This window comes from Serratia sp. L9 (genome assembly GCF_050632285.1).
In the GTDB taxonomy this organism is placed as follows: Bacteria; Pseudomonadota; Gammaproteobacteria; order Enterobacterales; family Enterobacteriaceae; genus Chania.
Window position 1 is genome coordinate 5,109,116 of the sequence record NZ_CP192591.1, and the last position, 16,894, is coordinate 5,126,009.

General features: G+C 56.0%; 16 protein-coding genes, 2 pseudogenes and 1 riboswitch. Of the genes and pseudogenes, 3 read left to right on the forward strand and 15 right to left on the reverse strand.

The genetic code is table 11. From position 1 onward, the window contains the following. Positions 1-57 precede the first annotated feature (57 nt). The 5 genes from moaE to moaA form a co-directional block, all read right to left on the reverse strand. A complete protein-coding gene (gene moaE / locus ACQ86O_RS24270; protein ID WP_431223207.1) occupies positions 58-510 on the reverse strand; it encodes a molybdopterin synthase catalytic subunit MoaE in 453 nt (150 codons plus the stop codon). Positions 511-512: 2 nt separating this feature from the next. Further along, positions 513-758 (reverse strand): molybdopterin synthase sulfur carrier subunit, encoded by a 246-nt coding sequence (gene moaD / locus ACQ86O_RS24275; protein WP_431223208.1) that lies wholly within the window; start codon positions 756-758, stop codon positions 513-515. Further along, positions 755-1,234, reverse strand: a complete 480-nt coding sequence (gene moaC / locus ACQ86O_RS24280) for a cyclic pyranopterin monophosphate synthase MoaC (protein ID WP_431223209.1) — start codon at positions 1,232-1,234, stop codon at positions 755-757. The genes moaD and moaC overlap by 4 nt, the downstream gene beginning before the upstream one ends. Before the next feature lie 3 nt (positions 1,235-1,237). Then, positions 1,238-1,750, reverse strand: coding sequence for a molybdenum cofactor biosynthesis protein B (gene moaB / locus ACQ86O_RS24285; RefSeq protein ID WP_431223210.1), 513 nt, complete (start codon positions 1,748-1,750; stop codon positions 1,238-1,240). 87 nt (positions 1,751-1,837) lie between these two features. Then, a complete protein-coding gene (gene moaA, locus ACQ86O_RS24290) occupies positions 1,838-2,821 on the reverse strand; it encodes a GTP 3',8-cyclase MoaA (protein ID WP_431223211.1) in 984 nt (327 codons plus the stop codon). Next, positions 2,811-2,952: riboswitch (molybdenum cofactor riboswitch) on the reverse strand. Its footprint overlaps the gene before it by 11 nt. Positions 2,953-3,215: 263 nt before the next feature. Here moaA and yvcK point away from each other — a divergent pair. After that, positions 3,216-4,133 (forward strand): uridine diphosphate-N-acetylglucosamine-binding protein YvcK, encoded by a 918-nt coding sequence (gene yvcK / locus ACQ86O_RS24295; RefSeq protein ID WP_431223212.1) that lies wholly within the window; start codon positions 3,216-3,218, stop codon positions 4,131-4,133. Between the two features lie 5 nt (positions 4,134-4,138). Here the strand turns inward: yvcK and ACQ86O_RS24300 are convergent, their stop codons facing one another. From ACQ86O_RS24300 to bioB, 6 genes and pseudogenes are all read right to left on the reverse strand, one after another. Continuing rightward, positions 4,139-4,384 (reverse strand): VF530 family DNA-binding protein, encoded by a 246-nt coding sequence (locus ACQ86O_RS24300; protein WP_431223213.1) that lies wholly within the window; start codon positions 4,382-4,384, stop codon positions 4,139-4,141. Between the two features lie 101 nt (positions 4,385-4,485). Beyond that, the gene (gene uvrB, locus ACQ86O_RS24305; RefSeq protein ID WP_431223214.1) at positions 4,486-6,498 is read right to left on the reverse strand and encodes an excinuclease ABC subunit UvrB; all 2,013 of its coding nucleotides are present in this window, start codon (positions 6,496-6,498) and stop codon (positions 4,486-4,488) included. Between the two features lie 734 nt (positions 6,499-7,232). Continuing rightward, positions 7,233-7,913: a dethiobiotin synthase gene (bioD, locus tag ACQ86O_RS24310; protein ID WP_431223215.1), complete on the reverse strand. Its 681-nt coding sequence runs from the start codon at positions 7,911-7,913 to the stop codon at positions 7,233-7,235. Next, positions 7,906-8,673, reverse strand: a complete 768-nt coding sequence (bioC, locus tag ACQ86O_RS24315; RefSeq protein WP_431223216.1) for a malonyl-ACP O-methyltransferase BioC — start codon at positions 8,671-8,673, stop codon at positions 7,906-7,908. Before bioC ends, bioD begins: the two co-directional genes overlap by 8 nt. Further along, a pseudogene (gene bioF, locus ACQ86O_RS24320) lies at positions 8,657-9,806 on the reverse strand (8-amino-7-oxononanoate synthase). The gene bioC and the pseudogene bioF overlap by 17 nt, the downstream one beginning before the upstream one ends. Beyond that, the gene (gene bioB, locus ACQ86O_RS24325) at positions 9,806-10,843 is read right to left on the reverse strand and encodes a biotin synthase BioB (RefSeq protein ID WP_431223217.1); all 1,038 of its coding nucleotides are present in this window, start codon (positions 10,841-10,843) and stop codon (positions 9,806-9,808) included. The pseudogene bioF and the gene bioB overlap by 1 nt, the downstream one beginning before the upstream one ends. 89 nt (positions 10,844-10,932) lie before the next feature. Here bioB and bioA point away from each other — a divergent pair, with 89 nt between their 5' ends. Next, complete coding sequence (bioA, locus tag ACQ86O_RS24330) at positions 10,933-12,207, forward strand: adenosylmethionine--8-amino-7-oxononanoate transaminase (RefSeq protein ID WP_431223218.1); 1,275 nt, start codon at positions 10,933-10,935, stop codon at positions 12,205-12,207. Positions 12,208-12,251: 44 nt separating this feature from the next. On the opposite strand, the gene pgl is transcribed toward bioA, so the two are convergent. Continuing rightward, on the reverse strand, positions 12,252-13,247 hold the full coding sequence (gene pgl / locus ACQ86O_RS24335; protein WP_431223219.1) for a 6-phosphogluconolactonase: 996 nt from the start codon (positions 13,245-13,247) through the stop codon (positions 12,252-12,254). 163 nt (positions 13,248-13,410) lie between these two features. On the opposite strand from pgl, the gene ACQ86O_RS24340 reads away from it, so the two are divergent. Then, positions 13,411-14,232, forward strand: coding sequence for a pyridoxal phosphatase (locus ACQ86O_RS24340; RefSeq protein ID WP_431223220.1), 822 nt, complete (start codon positions 13,411-13,413; stop codon positions 14,230-14,232). Positions 14,233-14,299: 67 nt separating this feature from the next. On the opposite strand, the gene modC is transcribed toward ACQ86O_RS24340, so the two are convergent. The 3 genes and pseudogenes from modC to modA form a co-directional block, all read right to left on the reverse strand. Further along, positions 14,300-15,367 carry a molybdenum ABC transporter ATP-binding protein ModC gene (gene modC / locus ACQ86O_RS24345; protein ID WP_431223221.1) on the reverse strand — a complete coding sequence of 356 codons (1,068 nt, stop codon included), beginning with the start codon at positions 15,365-15,367 and terminating at the stop codon, positions 14,300-14,302. Continuing rightward, positions 15,368-16,056, reverse strand: a pseudogene (gene modB, locus ACQ86O_RS24350) (molybdate ABC transporter permease subunit). After that, positions 16,053-16,826 carry a molybdate ABC transporter substrate-binding protein gene (gene modA, locus ACQ86O_RS24355; protein WP_431223222.1) on the reverse strand — a complete coding sequence of 258 codons (774 nt, stop codon included), beginning with the start codon at positions 16,824-16,826 and terminating at the stop codon, positions 16,053-16,055. The pseudogene modB and the gene modA overlap by 4 nt, the downstream one beginning before the upstream one ends. Positions 16,827-16,894: the final 68 nt, after the last annotated feature.

Consider the following 16,894-nt stretch of genomic DNA (forward strand, 5'->3'; position numbering starts at 1 on the left):
CCTGTCGCCTTTCAAGCCTTAGGCTTTACTGATTTATTTCAACCGTTGAGCGGCTATTTACCAACGCTTTGCCGCCTGCTTATCCGAATCCCGCGCCTCGACCCAACGCTCACCTTGGCCGGTGGCCTCACGCTTCCAGAACGGTGCACGGGTTTTCAGGTAATCCATGATGAATTGCGCCGCTTCGAAGGCCTGGCTGCGGTGAGCACCGGTGACGCCGACAAACACAATCTCATCACCAGGGAACAGGTCACCGATACGGTGGATCACCGTTGCCCGTTGTAATGGCCAACGAGCGCGCGCCTCAATAACGATCTCTTCGAGTGCCTTCTCGGTCATGCCTGGATAGTGCTCCAGCGACAATGCACTGACATCATCCCCCAGATTGTGGTTGCGCACCTTACCGGTAAAAGTGACTACCGCGCCGTCATCATCACACTGAGCCAGCCATTGGTATTCATCACCGACGTTAAACGGCTCAACGCCTACGCGGATACGGGTATTCTCCACAGTTAACCCCCGGTTACCGGTGGAAAGAAAGCGACTTCGTCACCAGCCTGTAGCGGATGCTCAGCCGCCACCAGCGACTGATTGACCGCCGTCAGCAGTTTGCCGGACTCCAGCGCCAGCGCCCAACGATCACCGCGTTCGCACAGCGCTTTACGCAGATCTTCTACCGTCAGGTATTGGGCCGGTACGCTCAACATGCCGGTTCCGACCAGTTCGCGCACCTGCGCGAAAAACAGAATATTAATCATGATCCCACCTTAAAATCACCGGACTTGCCACCGCTTTTCGCCAGTAGCCGCACCGGGCCAATCACCATGTCTTTTTGCACCGCTTTACACATATCGTAGATGGTCAATGCGGCTACCGAAGCGGCCGTCAGGGCCTCCATTTCTACCCCGGTTTTACCGGTAAGGCGGCAGCAGGTTTCAATGCGCACGCGGTTATATTCTGGCTGCGCTTCAAGCTGGACTTCCACCTTGCTCAACATCAGCGGATGGCACAGAGGGATCAGCTCCCAGGTGCGCTTCGCCGCCTGAATACCGGCAATACGCGCCGTGGCGAAGACGTCGCCCTTGTGGTGACTGCCTTCGATAATCATCGCCAGGGTAGCCGCCTGCATTTCAACATACGCCTCGGCACGGGCTTCACGCACCGTCTCCGCCTTGGCGGAAACATCCACCATATGCGCTTCGCCTGCGGCGTTAATGTGAGTTAGCTGTGTCATAAATTACTTCTTCAAATGAGGTAGGAAATTGCACGGACGATGGCGTGCGTCCAACTGTTCTTCAATGATGCGCTCCCAGGCGGTGCGGCAGGCGCGGGTGGAACCCGGCATGGCGAAAATGATCGTCTGGTTTGCCATACCGGCAAGGGCACGTGACTGGATGGTCGAAGTGCCGATATCTTCAAATGACACCATGCGGAACAGTTCACCAAACCCTTCCACTTCGCGATCAAACAGCGCCAGCAGCGCTTCTGGCGTATTATCACCGGCGGTAAAACCGGTACCGCCATTGATCAGCACGGCCTGCACGTCATCACTGGCAATCCACGCGGAAACCTGTGCACGGATCTGATAAATATTGTCTTTGACCAGAGCACGCGCCACCACTTGATGGCCTGCCGCCTGGGCGGCATCCTGCAGATACTGGCCTGAGGTGTCTTCCGCTTCAGTGCGACGATCCGAGACGGTCAGAATGGCAATCTTTGCCGGAATGAATTCACTGCTGGTATGGCTCATTATGTGCTGTGCTCCTATAGCCGAAAACCCCTCACCCTAGCCCTCTCCCCTAAAGAAAAGGGGACAGGTTTAGTGTGGGCTGGCAGATTAACCGCCGATAAACGATAGGTTCTGGGTAAGACCGCTGTTGCCCTGATGCAGGAAGTGGGTCTGTTTTTTGGTTTGCAGCCCGCTCTGAATACGCATCTTCAGTTGTTCCAATTGACCATCATCCACCAGCAGGTCGCGTAAGGTAATGCCCTGTTCACCAAACAGGCACAGGTGCAGATTGCCAATGGCGGAAACCCGCAGGCGGTTGCAACTGGCGCAGAAATCTTTTTCGTACGGCATGATCAACCCGACTTCCCCCAGGTAATCCGGGTGGCTGAACACTTGCGCTGGCCCGTCGCTGCGGCCACGCGGCTGCAACTGCCAGCCTTGCTGCTCCAGCTGTTGGCGGATCACCGCGCCAGAAACGTGGTGTTTACGGAACAGTTCACTGCCGTCACCGGTTTCCATCAGTTCGATAAAGCGCAGTTGGATTGGCCGATCTTTGATCCAGCCGAGGAAGCTGGCCAACTGCTGGTGATTCACATCACGCATCAGCACGGCGTTCACTTTCACCTTGCTGTAACCGGCGGCAAAGGCGGCATCGATCCCTGCCATAACCTGGCGGAACTTGTCTTGCCCGGTGATGGCCTGAAACTGACGCGGATCCAGGCTGTCGACGCTGACGTTTATCGCCGTCAGGCCTGCATCACGCCAGCTTTCCACGTCACGCGCCAGACGATAGCCGTTGGTGGTGACAGCCAGGGTACGCACCGCCGGGTTTTCGCGCACGGCAGCAATGATGTCGGTGAAATCACGGCGCAATGAAGGCTCACCACCGGTCAAACGTACTTTTTCAGTACCCAGTTCGGCAAAGGCGCGGCTGACACGGCGAATTTCATCCAGAGAAAGGAAGGTTTTGGGGCTGCCGTTCGGTTTATAGCCATCCGGCAGGCAGTAAGTGCAACGGAAGTTACACACGTCGGTGATCGACAGGCGCAAATAATAGAATTTACGCTCAAAAGCATCAATAAGTTGCGGCACCTTAACACCTTCCAAATACGGGAGATGCGAGCGTTTCCACTCTGCACCCTGGTGGCTGACATCGCCACGGCCCAGATACCCTATTGTTAGTGGAACAACGTAGGTAAAAAGGCTAGGAGTTTGGATCTCATCCCCGCTACCCAGAGCAGCCGGAACGAAACCGTGGTTTTCCTGAGAATTCTAGCGCTAAACAAACGCGATAGCCAATGTGCAGTTTCGCTATATAGTTCTATACATAGCGCTTTTTCACCTTCTCAAGTCGTGCTAACCATAATAAACAACCGTTACGCAGAAGAATTGACCAGAATCACGCAAATCGCACTCTTTATCGCGTTTTTGCGCCAAATCCGCTACTTTATGCAGGCAGTCTACCCACCCTGAGTTAAGGAATTATATGCGCAACCGTACCCTGGCCGATCTTGATCGGGTCGTGGCACTAGGTGGCGGCCATGGTCTTGGCCGCGTGATGTCGTCTTTGTCGTCGTTGGGCTCTCGTTTGACCGGCATCGTCACTACCACTGATAACGGCGGTTCTACCGGCCGCATTCGCCGATCCGAAGGCGGCATCGCCTGGGGGGATACCCGTAATTGCCTTAATCAACTCATTACCGAGCCAAGCGTCGCTTCTGCGATGTTTGAATACCGCTTCAGCGGTAACGGGGAATTGGCAGGCCATAACCTGGGCAATCTGATGCTGAAATCCCTGGATCACCTTAGCGTGCGCCCGCTGGAGGCGATCAACCTGGTGCGTAGCCTGCTGAAGATCGATGCGGCGTTGATCCCGATGTCGGAGCAGCCGGTGGATCTTATGGCTCACGATCATGAAGGCCACCAGGTGTATGGCGAAGTGAATATCGATCAGTTAAAGATCATGCCCCAGGAGTTGTTGCTCTCGCCTCCGGTACACGCCACACGTGAAGCAGTGGAAGCCATCGCCCAGGCCAATCTGATCCTGATCGGGCCAGGCAGTTTCCTTACCAGCCTGATGCCGCTGTTGCTGCTGGACGATCTGACTCAGGCCTTGCGGCGCAGCAGTGCCAATATGGTGTACATCGGTAATCTGGGCAAAGAGCTGAGCGTGGCCGCTGCCGCTCTGACGCTGGAAGGCAAACTGGCGCTGATGGAAGAGAAGATTGGCCGTAAGATGATTGATGCCGTGATCGTCGGCCCGGCGGTGGATACCCGTGGAATGGACGCACGCATCGTGATCCAGCAACCTTTGGAAGCCAGCGATATTCCTTACCGCCACGATCGCCAGTTACTGCGCCTGGCGCTGGACAAGGCCTTGGTCGAACTGGCAATCCGCACTTAACCTTTTTAGTCTTTGCCGCGATACCACGGATTGTCGCTTACCAGGCTGATATAGAGATCTTCTACCTGCTTGCGTGCCCACGGGGTGCGGCGTAAAAATTTGAGGCTGGACTTGATGCTTGGATCGCTGCTGAAGCAGTTGATACGGATACGCTCAGCCAGCCCGCCCCAACCATAATGCTCCACCAGTTTATTGAGTAATTGCTCCAGCGTGATGCCGTGTAATGGGTCTTTGGATGGGTTTGCAGTCATGATCGGCAGCTCGTCTGATACCTGGGCCGCACACCTTAATCAGCAAACTGGCGCGCAGCAAGAAAAATTACCGGGCTGGCACGCCCAGCCCTGCGAAAACGTTATGACAACGCAATAAACTGCTCACGCAAATGATGGATTTCATCTCGCACAGCAGCCGCCTGCTCGAACTCCAGGTTCTGTGCGTGAGAATACATTTGGCCTTCCAACTCCTGGATTTTCTGCTCCAGCGCTTTCGGCGTGAGATGGCGGTATTGCGCTGCGCTTTCTGCTGCCTTGCCCTTCCCTTTGTTTTTGCCACGCGTGCTGGGTTGCCCAAGCTGCAGGATATCGGAAACCTTTTTGTTCAGGCCTTTTGGCACGATGCCATGGGCTTCGTTATGCGCTTGCTGCTTGGCGCGGCGGCGTTCCGTCTCGCCGATCGCCTTGGCCATGGAGTCTGTGATCCTATCGCCGTACAAAATCGCTTTACCATTGAGATTACGCGCCGCGCGGCCAATGGTCTGGATCAATGAACGTTCAGAACGCAGGAAGCCTTCTTTATCTGCGTCCAGGATCGCCACCAGCGACACCTCAGGCATGTCCAGACCTTCCCTTAACAGGTTGATACCGACCAGCACGTCAAACTCGCCAAGGCGTAAATCACGAATGATTTCGACACGTTCCACCGTATCGATATCCGAGTGCAGGTAACGCACCCGCTCGCCGTGTTCTTCCAGGTATTCGGTCAGGTCTTCCGCCATACGTTTGGTCAGCGTGGTAACCAGCACACGCTCATTGATGGCTACACGCTTGCGGATTTCAGAAAGCAGATCGTCAACCTGGGTGGTAACCGGCCGGACTTCCACTAACGGATCCAGCAGGCCGGTTGGGCGAACCACCTGATCGATAATGTCGCCACCGGATTTCTCCAGCTCATATTTGCCCGGCGTGGCAGACACATAGATGGTTTGCGGTGCCAGCGCTTCGAACTCTTCAAAGCGCATTGGCCGGTTATCCAGCGCCGAAGGCAGGCGAAAGCCATATTCCACCAGCGTCTCTTTACGCGAGCGGTCACCTTTGAACATGCCGCCGATTTGCGGAATGGTGACGTGGGATTCGTCCACGACCAGCAAACCGTCCGCTGGCAGGTAGTCAAACAGCGTCGGTGGCGGCTCACCCTCGCCACGGCCGGAGAGGTAGCGCGAGTAGTTTTCAATGCCGGAGCAATAGCCCAGTTCGTTCATCATCTCCAGGTCGAACTGGGTGCGCTGCGACAACCGCTGTTCTTCCAGCAGCTTGTTGTTTTCCAGCAGCACCTTACGCCGCTGGGCCAACTCCACCTTGATGTCTTCCATCGCCTGCACGATACGCTCACGCGGGGTGACATAGTGTGATTTGGGATAAATGGTGAAACGCGGCACCGTTTGCTCAATCTGGCCGGTGAGCGGATCAAACAGCGACAGGCGCTCTACCTCTTCGTCGAACAGTTCAACACGCAGCGCCAGCTCATCAGATTCCGCCGGGAAGATGTCGATCACTTCGCCACGGACGCGGAAGGTGGCACGCTGGAAAGCCTGATCGTTGCGGGTATATTGCAGTTCTGCCAGACGGCGCAGGATCGAACGCTGATCGATGATCATGCCCTTGGTCAGGTGCAGCATCATTTTCAGGTAAAGATCCGGATCGCCCAGACCGTAAATGGCGGAAACCGAGGCCACCACGACCACGTCGCGCCGCTCAAGCAACGCCTTGGTCGCCGAAAGGCGCATCTGTTCAATATGTTCGTTTACCGAGGCATCTTTCTCGATAAAGGTGTCTGAGCTTGGTACATAGGCTTCTGGCTGGTAGTAATCGTAGTAAGAAACAAAATACTCAACCGCATTCTCAGGGAAGAACTCTTTCATCTCGCCATAAAGCTGCGCCGCCAGCGTCTTGTTCGGTGCCAGCACCATGGTTGGGCGGTTTAGATCGGCGATCACGTTGGCGATGGTAAAGGTCTTGCCTGAACCGGTCACCCCCAGCAACGTCTGATGTGCCAGGCCGTCTTCCAGGCCCTCTTCCAGCTTGCGGATAGCTTCCGGCTGATCGCCGGCCGGTTTGAATTCTGAATGCAGTTTGAAATGTTTGCTCATATCCCCTTCATCTTTCAAATGGCGCCAGGGCAAAACCCCGCCCCGCTGCCGAACCGGGTATTGATCCGCAGAAAGCAAAAAGTTGAACGCTGCCGGAAACAGCCCCTAATTATGGAAAGCCCTGACGATTTCCGCCAGTGGCTATGATACTGGATATAAAACCAGCTTCAAACTGATTTATGTTGTTAACTGACGTTTGCAGGGCATACATGCACCGTTAAGGTTACATTTTTATTGTCAATAACCTGTTATCCCCAGATCGCGCCGCGAATTAACTTTTGGTTAGCAACCAGGCGTAAAATCGCTCGTTAAATCCACCAGGATAAAGGCTGGCTTGATTTTAATTAACTTATTGATAATAAATACATTTAATAAAAAGACGAGAATGCGGACAACCGAGTCTCAACCCGCGTCGGCTCTCTGTTCAGAGCGCTTTTCTAACTCTCATGCACAAGGTTATCCACAGGAATAGTGGATAACTCTTTTCACGCCACGGGGGCGGGAGTTACAGAAAGAACGGTTTTCCTCTGCAAATACCGCCGAAGCCGTTTTTTTAGTTATTTTTTGATAATAATATTGCTTTGGTTATGACGATTAATGCTAACAGACGTTATTGCAGAAAAGACATTTGCCGCTCTCTGTCGCCGGGCTGTCGCCATTGCGGCAATAGCCCGGAGGGCTTGCACCATCAGGTTCCTGCATGGCTCTCAAACGGTGCAGACCATCACGCCCAATCAATCAGCCAGCAGGTTTAAATCAAGATACTGCCCTAGCGGCTGAAGCTCTATCTGCGGCAAATAAGGGATCTCACCCAGCAACGGTGCTGGCAGCATACGGCAAAGTGTGGCGAGGTATTCCTGATGGCGTCTGCCCGGTTGGTGAATGTCATTAGCTATCCAGCCAGCCAGGGGTAATCCTGCCAGTCGGACCGCCTGAGCCGTGAGCAAGGCGTGGTTGATGCACCCCAACTTAATCCCCACCACCAGGATCACCGGCAACTGTTCCTGCACCACCCAATCAGCAAAGGTATATTGCTCAGAAAGCGGGGTAAACCACCCGCCGGCCCCTTCCGCCAGCAGCCAGTCAGTCTGCCGCTCAAGATGGCGAAAACCGGCAGAAAGCCGCGCCAGAGAAATGGGCCGCCCTTCATCCTGACTAACGATATGCGGTGAGGTCGGTTCAGCGAAGGTGTAAGGATTTACTGCGGCGTAATCCAGCGCCACGCTGCTGTTCTGCTGCAAAGCCAACGCGTCACTGTTACGTAACCCATCGGCGGTCATCTCACTGCCTGAGGCCACCGGTTTATACCCGGCACAGCGCAACCCGGCCGCGCTGGCAGCCTGCAACAACGCACAGCTGGCTACGGTTTTACCCACTTCGGTGTCGGTTCCGGTTACAAACCAGCGTTTAGTCACGATAAATCACTCCATAAGCCAGATGATAACTGAGGGGAAACTGCCCGTTGCGGCAAGGATATGCGGCTTGCAGTGCGGCTAAACGCTGGCGGGAAAGCAACCCAGCCCCGCGCCCCTGATGTAAATGAGTCGCGCCGATCCCTTTTAGCGAACGCATCAGGGCTATGACGTCGGGGTAGCTGAGCGTTTGCCAAACCGCTTCCAGATGATGCCGATAGGGCTGACAGGCCTGAGCAATCTGCTCTGGCGGCAGGAAAGCATTCACGTGGCGTTCACCGTCCACCTGTTGCCAGGCATTACCCAGCTCATGCAGGGAATCTTGCGCCAGGGTAGAAAACAGCACCAGGCCGCCGGGCCGTGTAACGCGGTACAACTCCGCCAGCGCCCCTGGCAGGCTGCCGCACCATTGCACCACCAGGCTGCTGAAGCAGATATCCACTGATGCGGTGGGCAAGGGAATATGCTCGATATCCCCCAATAAATAATGCTCCGCGGCCTGCTGCTGGCGTGCAAACGCCAACATGCCGGGCGCCAAATCCAGAGCGGTCACCTGCTTGCCCTGCTCACGCCAACGGCGGCTGAAATAACCGGTGCCGCAGCCTGCATCCAACACCGACTGACCAGGATGTTGCCATCCCATCCCCAGTAAGCGTTCACCAACCTCTCGTTGTAACACCGCTGCGGCATCATAACTATTTGCTGCGCGGCTGAATGCCGAAGCGACTGCCTGCTTGTTGACCGCATCAAAGGCAGATGTCATGCAGCACCTCCAGCAAACGATCGATATCCTGCGGCTGATGTGCCGCGGTTAGAGTGATGCGCAATCGGGCCCCCCTGGGGGAACCGTTGGTGGGCGGATAGCGCTCACCCACAACCCTTGTTCACGCAGCCGCTGCGCTAAATCAAGCGCTTGCTGGTTATCGCCAACCCATAGCGGTTGGATCGCCGTATCGGAATCCGTCAACGCAAGCGGCAGGTTGGCTACCCCGGTACGGAACCGCTGAATATGGTCTTGCAAGTGGCCGCGTAATTCATCCCCCTGCTGGATGCAACTCAATGCCGCCTGCAAAGCACAGGCCTGGGCTGGCGGCATGGCTGTGCTGTAAATCAGGTGGCGGGCAAATTGCAGCAGATATTCCGCCAGCGGTTCATCGCACAGCACAGCGGCACCACCGACACCGAAGGCTTTGCCGAAGGTCACCACCAGCACTTCCGGGTGCACGCCTTGCTGCCAGCAACTGCCCCGTCCCTGCTCACCACGCACGCCAATGCCATGTGCATCATCGACCATCAGCCAGGCACCGGCCTGCTGCGTTAACCGGTGCAATTCCGCCAATGGCGCACTGTCACCATCCATGCTGAATACGCCTTCGGTGATCGCCAACTGCTGGCCCGCGCACTTTTTTGCAACAACGCGGCTAACGCCTGCGGCTGATTGTGACGAAAACGCCGCAGTTGGGCCGGTGAGTGAGTGGCCGCTTCCAATAGCGATGCATGGCTGAGCTTATCCGCCAGAATGCGATCGTCTGCCTGCATCATGGCGGCTAATAATGCCTGATTTGCCGCATAGCCAGAGATAAACAACAGCGCGCGCGGATAACCAAGCCACTGTGCCAGTTGCTGCTCCAACTCATGGTGAGCGTAAGAAAAACCGGTAACGTGGCCTGAGCCCCCGCTGCCAACGCCATAGCGCTCTGCCCCCTGCTGCCAGGCAGCGATCACCTCGGCGCGTTGGCTGAGCCCCAAATAATCATTACCGGAAAAGTTGAGATAGCTCTGGCCATTGAGTTGCAGATGGCGGCCATTGCCGCCCTGATTGACTTGCCGATGTCGGTAAGCGGCTACCGCTTTCCGTTCATCCAGCGCTCGTTCGATACGTTGCTGCCAGCTCATCACAGCGCCGCGTTGTAGAATTCAGCGGTATCGGCACTCAGCAACTGCTTGGTCAGTAGCCGTTGCTGCTGGTTATCGCCCTGTTCGGTGGAGGTTTGCTGCGGGTTGAGCCCCAGCTTGCGGAACAGTTGCAGATCCTTGTCTTCTTCCGGGTTTGGCGTGGTCAGTAATTTGCAGCCATAGAAAATGGAATTGGCGCCAGCCATAAAGCACATGGCCTGAGTCTGCTCGCTCATCTGCTCGCGGCCTGCCGACAGGCGGACATAGGATGTCGGCATCATAATGCGGGCAATGGCGATGGTGCGGATAAAATCGAAGGGATCAACATCGTCGTTATCGGCTAACGGCGTGCCCTTCACTTTCACCAGCATGTTGATCGGCACGCTTTCCGGCGGTGTGGGCAGATTGGCTAACTGCACAAGCAGGCCGGCACGGTCACGCACGGTTTCACCCAGCCCGACAATACCACCGGAGCAGACCTTGATCCCGGCATCACGCACTTTATCCAGGGTATCCAGGCGTTCCTGGTAGCTGCGGGTCGTAATAATGCTGCCGTAAAACTCTGGCGAGGTATCCAGATTATGGTTGTAATAATCCAGCCCGGCTTCAGCCAGATATTGTGCTTGGGAGCTGTCCAGCGAGCCCAGCGTCATGCAGGTTTCCATCCCCATTGCTTTTACGCCCTGCACCATCTGCTGCAGATAAGGCATATCGCGCTCATGTGGGTTTTTCCATGCAGCCCCCATGCAGAAGCGGCTTGAACCGGCCGCTTTGGCCTTGCGCGCAGATTCCAGTACCTGTTCCACCTGCATCAGGCGTTCGGATTCCAGGCCGGTTTTATAGCGTGAGCTCTGCGGGCAGTACTTACAATCTTCCGGGCAGGCGCCGGTTTTGATCGACAGCAGCGTGCTGACCTGTACCCGCTGTGGATCAAAATGTTGGCGGTGAACGGTTTGCGCCTCGAACAGCAGTTCGAGCAGGGGTTTATCAAACAGAGTCTGGGCAAGTTGCACTGTCCAGTGAATGCGGTCGGCCATCACGGCGTCTCCAAAGAGGAAAAAGTATCGTCAGTGTAAATATTGCGGATATACTGTCAACCATTCTATTAAAATCTGGTTTACGATTAATGTCACTTTCTGCCTGCGATATTGAATTCGATCGACGCCATATCTGGCACCCCTATACGTCAATGACTCAACCTCTGCCCTGTTATCCGGTGGTCTCTGCCAGCGGCGTTGAGCTGCAACTGGCCGATGGCCGCCAGTTGGTCGATGGGATGTCTTCATGGTGGGCCGCCATCCACGGTTACAATCACCCGCAGCTCAATCTGGCAGCCAAACAGCAGCTTGAGCAAATGTCGCACGTCATGTTCGGCGGCATCACTCACCCCGCTGCCATTGCGCTATGCCGCAAGCTGGTGACGATGACGCCGGAAGCGCTACAGTGCGTGTTCCTGGCAGATTCCGGCTCTGTGGCCGTGGAGGTTGCGCTAAAAATGGCGCTGCAATACTGGCAGGCGCGTGGGGAGCGGCGGCAGCGAATTCTGACCCTGCGCCACGGTTATCACGGCGATACCTTTGGCGCCATGTCGGTATGCGATCCGGATAACTCGATGCACAGCCTGTATCAGGGCTATCTGGCTACTCACCTGTTTGCCACCGCACCTCAGTGCCGTTTTGATGCGCCTTGGGACGAACAGGATATCGCCCCGTTCAGCGAATTACTGGAGCAACACGCCGGTGAAATCGCCGCCGTGATCCTCGAACCGGTGGTGCAAGGTGCTGGCGGGATGCGCATCTATCATCCAACCTATCTGAAACGTGTTCGGGAGTTGTGCGATCGCCACCAGATCCTGTTGATTGCTGACGAAATCGCCACCGGGTTTGGCCGCACCGGCAAGCTATTTGCCTGTGACCATGCCGACGTCGTGCCAGATATTCTCTGCCTGGGCAAGGCGCTGACCGGCGGTTATATGACGCTTTCAGCCACCCTGACCACGCGCCATGTGGCAGAAACGCTCAGTAACGGTGCCGCAGGCTGCTTTATGCACGGGCCGACCTTTATGGGCAATCCCCTGGCCTGCGCCGTTGCTTGCACCAGCCTGGCATTGCTTGAGGAAAACCTTTGGCCACAGCAGGTGGCCGCTATTGAAGCACAGCTCAAGCAGCAATTGCTGCCGCTGGCGGCGTTACCCAAAGTGGCAGACGTGCGGGTATTGGGGGCCATTGGCGTGGTGGAAATGCACCAACCGGTGGATGTGGCCTTGCTGCAGCGGGGTTTTGTTGAGCGTGGCGTCTGGATCCGGCCATTCGGTAAACTGATTTACCTGATGCCACCTTATATCATTACGCCAGAGCAGCTCTCACGCCTGACGGCGGCGATTGCTGCTGCAGTTGAATAACGCAGTTGAGGGGCGAAGCGCTTCGCCCCCGATTTACACCCTGATTATTTAGCCAACACGCTCACCCACATTGGGCCCTTGCCTACCGGGTAACGCGCCAACGAGGTCAATTCACCGCTGTTCTGGTCAATCTGGTAAACGCCGATATGGCCGGATTTCTGCCCCGCCGCGATCACGAAACGCCCACTGTGATCGATATTAAAGCCACGCGGTTGCTCTTCCGTCGCATGGTGGCCAGCGACCGCAATCCTGCTGCCCTCTTCCGACACGCTGAATATCGTCAGAATGCTGGCGGTGCGATCGCTGACGTACAGGAAACGGCCGTTTGGCGTGAGATGGATATCCGCCGCCCAGCGAGTGCCGGTAAAATCGGCAGGCATCGCATCCAGGGTTTGCACCAGGGTATATTTGCCGCCGTTTTCGCTGATGGCGAACACGTCTACCGTGCCATCCAGCTCATTCACACAGTAAGCGAATTTGTCGTTCGGATGAAACGCCATATGGCGCGGGCCCGCGCCTGCCGCAGTCGATACCCCTGCCTGAGCGTGTGGCGTCAGTCTGCCTTCCTGGCTCAGGTTAAACAGGCGGATGCGATCCTCTTTCAGGCAGGGCACCAGCAGCAGTTGGTTGGTTGGATCGATATTGGCCGAGTGCGGTGCGGTCAGGCCATCAATCTGTTGGATTGGCGCTACCACCACGCCATCATGGCCAATCGGGCTAACGCTGGCACAGTTGCCGCTGTAGGAGGCGGAGAACAGGTAACGGCCCTGCAAATCGGTCGAAATATGGGTTGGGCTGCCAGGCAACGGAGCCATGCCCGCTTGCTGTAACCTGCCGTCGGCTTCGATGCGGTAACTGACGATACCGAATGCCGGACGTACACCGACATACAGATGGGTTCTGTCCGGATGGATAGCCATCGGTTGCACCTGCCCCGGCACCTCGACCGTCTGGAGCAGCGCCAGCGCGCCCTGGTCGTCTAACTGCCAAACGTGGATCTGCTGGCTTTCCGGGCTGGCGACATAAACGATTTGCTTCATTTGCTTTCCTTAATGAGAAAGAGTAACCGGTTTCAGTTTTGCGATTTGTTCTAGCTTACCTGACATCCGTGGCAAGACAACCCTGGCGTTGATCGCGGTTTTATCGAACGGTTATCCGGTGTACCATCGGGTTAATTTTCTTGCTAACCATACTGAGAGCGCTATGAGCTACCGTGTTATTGCCCTTGATTTAGATGGCACCCTGCTGGACAACCAGAAACGTATCTTGCCACAATCGCTGGCCGCACTGGCCGAGGCACGCGCCGCCGGGGTGAAGGTGGTGGTAGTGACTGGCCGCCATCACGTGGCCATTCATCCCTTCTATCAGGCATTACAGCTAGATACCCCGGCTATCTGCTGTAATGGCACCTATCTGTACGATTTCCAACAGAAAAAAGTGCTGGCCGCCGATCCGTTGGCGAAGGATCAGGCCAAGCTGGTATTGCAGATGCTGAAACAGAGCGGTATTCACGGCCTGATGTATGTGGATGATGCCATGCTCTACCAGGAGCCGAGTGGCCATGTGACCCGCACTCTTGCCTGGGCAAAAGCTTTGCCGGAAGCCCAACGCCCAACCCTGTTACAGGTCAACAGCCTGGTGCAAGCTGCTGACGACGTGCAGGCTATCTGGAAATTTGCCACTTCACACGGGGATCTCCCGGCGCTGCGCACATTTGCCGAAACGGTAGAAAAAGAGCTGGGCCTGGCCTGTGAATGGTCTTGGCATGACCAGGTGGACATCGCCAAAGGCGGTAACAGCAAAGGCAAACGCCTGCAGCAGTGGGTGGAATCTCAGGGATTGGGGATGGATCAGGTGGTCGCCTTTGGTGACAACTATAACGATCTGAGCATGCTTGAGGCCGTCGGGCTGGGTGTCGCTATGGGGAATGCCGATAATGCGATCAAGGAACGCGCCGATCTGGTGATCGCCGATCACCTGCAACCAGGTATTGCGCAAGTGATCCGTTCCAGGATCCTGAACTGACAACGGCCCTTCGCCCTAACCCGCTCCCGCAGGGAGAAGGTTAGGGTATGGGAGGCAAAACCTTAACTCAGTTGCTTTCCCGGCTAATCGACACGCTCTTGACCTGAGCATAGAGCCATTGGCCAGCTCTAATCGCCAGATCGTCCCGCGCCCACGGGGTTATGCGTGCCCAGAGAATGTTCTCACCGATTAAAAGCTTCACTTCCACCTGGCCGTCAACATCCAGGCACTCTGCTACCTTAGCGGGCAGAATATTGCGGATACTGCTGCTGGCCGGGGGTTGCAGCACCAGCGAGACATCGGCGGCGTTGATGCGAATGCGCATTTGCGTGCCTACCGGGGCTTCAATACCACCGACCCACAGGCGCTGATCGCCCAGCGCCAATGCGCTCATGGCATAGCGTGGATGGTGCTCAATGACGCTAACGCTCAATACGCTGCTCTGATCTTCGCGCTGTAACCAAGGCCGCAGCGCACGGCTAGCCCAGACTTCCTCCACCCCGCCAAACGCCCGCACCTGGCCGTTATCCAACACCAGCACCTGCTCCGCCAGCCGCAAGATCTCATCCATGCTGTGACTGACGTAGAGAATGGGGATATTCACGTCCTGCGCCAGCCGTTCCAGGTATGGCAACAGCTCACGCTTGCGCGGCATATCGAGTGAGGCCAAAGGTTCGTCCATCAGCAGCAGTTCCGGCGCGGTCAGCAGCGCACGGCCAATCGCCACACGCTGTTTTTCACCACCGGAAAGGGTCAGTGGCAGGCGATCCAGCAACGGCGCAATCCCCAGCAGCTCAACAATGTTGTCGAATTGGCCACGCATGCCGGCCGCCATGCCATATTGCAGATTGCCGCGAACGCGATAATGCGGGAACAGGCGCGCATCCTGGAATACATAGCCAACACGGCGTTTATCCGGGGGCAGGCAGGTGCCGCTGGCGGTATCCACCAGCGTGCGGCCATTAAGGGCAATACGCCCCTGCTGCACCAGCGTCAGGCCAGCAATCGCATTGATTAATGAGGTTTTACCGGCACCTGAAAGCCCAAAAATAGCGGTGATCCCCTGAGCGGGCAGATTGGCCTGTATGTTCAGGTTGAGATCGCCAAGCCGTTGGCTGAAATCCAGTTCTAACATCTATAGGCCCATACGCTTGCGGCCCCAGCGGGCCAGCCATTCGGAAACCATCAGGGCGGCCAGTGCAAGCGCGATGGCAATGACGCATAAACGTGCTGCTGCCGCTTCGGCCCCGGGCGTTTCTATCAGGGTATACATTGCCAGCGGGATGGTCCGTGTTTCACCTGGAATGTTGGAAACAAAGGTGATGGTGGCGCCAAATTCGCCCAAAGAACGGGCAAACGCCAACACCACGCCAACGATAACGCCGGGCAGCGACAGCGGCAACGTGATGGTAAAGAACACCCGCCAAGGGTTGGCCCCCAAGGTACGGGCAGCCTGTTCCAAGCGGGTATCCACCGCCTCCAGCGCCAACCGGATGGCCCGAACCATCAGCGGAAATGCCACCACCGCCGAAGCCAGGCGGCGCCGCGCCAGCTGAAACTGAAGCTAAAGCCAAACCACTGGTACAGCCATTCACCAATAAAACCCCTTCGACCCATGGCGATCAGCAAAATATAGCCCACCACCACCGGGGGCAATACCAACGGCAAATGAATAAGGCTGTCCAACAAGGATTTGCCAGGAAAATTGCAGCGAACCAGAACCCAGGCCATCAGAATGCCCAGCGGCAAACTGCCGATCACCGCCAGGCTGGAGACTTTCAGGCTCAGCTCAACGGCCTGCCACTCATACTCGCTTAATATCATTTACGTGGGGAGAATCCATAACGTTCAAAAATAGCCGCGGCTTGTGGGCTTTTCAGATAATCGTAGAAAGCCGTAACGGCTGGAGTCTGACGATCTTTAACGATCGCCATTGGGTATTCAACTGGTTTATGGCTGTCTTCAGGGAAAATACCCACCAGTTTCACCTTATCGCTGGCTTTCGCGTCTGAACCGTAAACAATACCCAGTGGCGCCTCTTCACGTTCAACCATCGCCATGGCACTGCGCACGTTATTGGCTCGTGCCAGTTGGGGTTCCAGCGTTGTCCAGGCGCCCAGATTCTGCAACGCTTCTTTAGCGTAGATACCCGCTGGCACGTGATCGGGATCGCCGACAGACAGACGCCCACCGTTCAACAATTTGGCCCAGTCGGTTTGCTTATTGATATCGATTTTGTCTTGTTTGGACGACTTGGCGGCAATCAGCACCAGCTCGTTACCCAGCAGCGTGTAACGCGTGTCTTTCACCATCTGCTGTTTGTCGATCACATAATCCATCCACTGCTGATCGGCGGAGATAAACATATCGGCTGGGGCGCCCTGCTCAATCTGGCGAGCCAGCGTTGAAGAGGAAGCAAAAGAAGATACGATCTGCACATCTTTGCCTTTCTGGTATTCAGTGGCGATATCCTGCAACGCGTTAGTCAGCGAGGCCGCAGCAAAAACGGTAATTTTCTCTGCCGCAGAAACCTGCATCACCAACCCGGAGGCCAAAGCCATGCCTCCCACCCATTTTATCCATTGCTGTTTCATTGTTTTCTCCGCAAGTTAACCATCAACATCGTTATGTAAAAAATGATATAACGCAGTATGGACGGTTG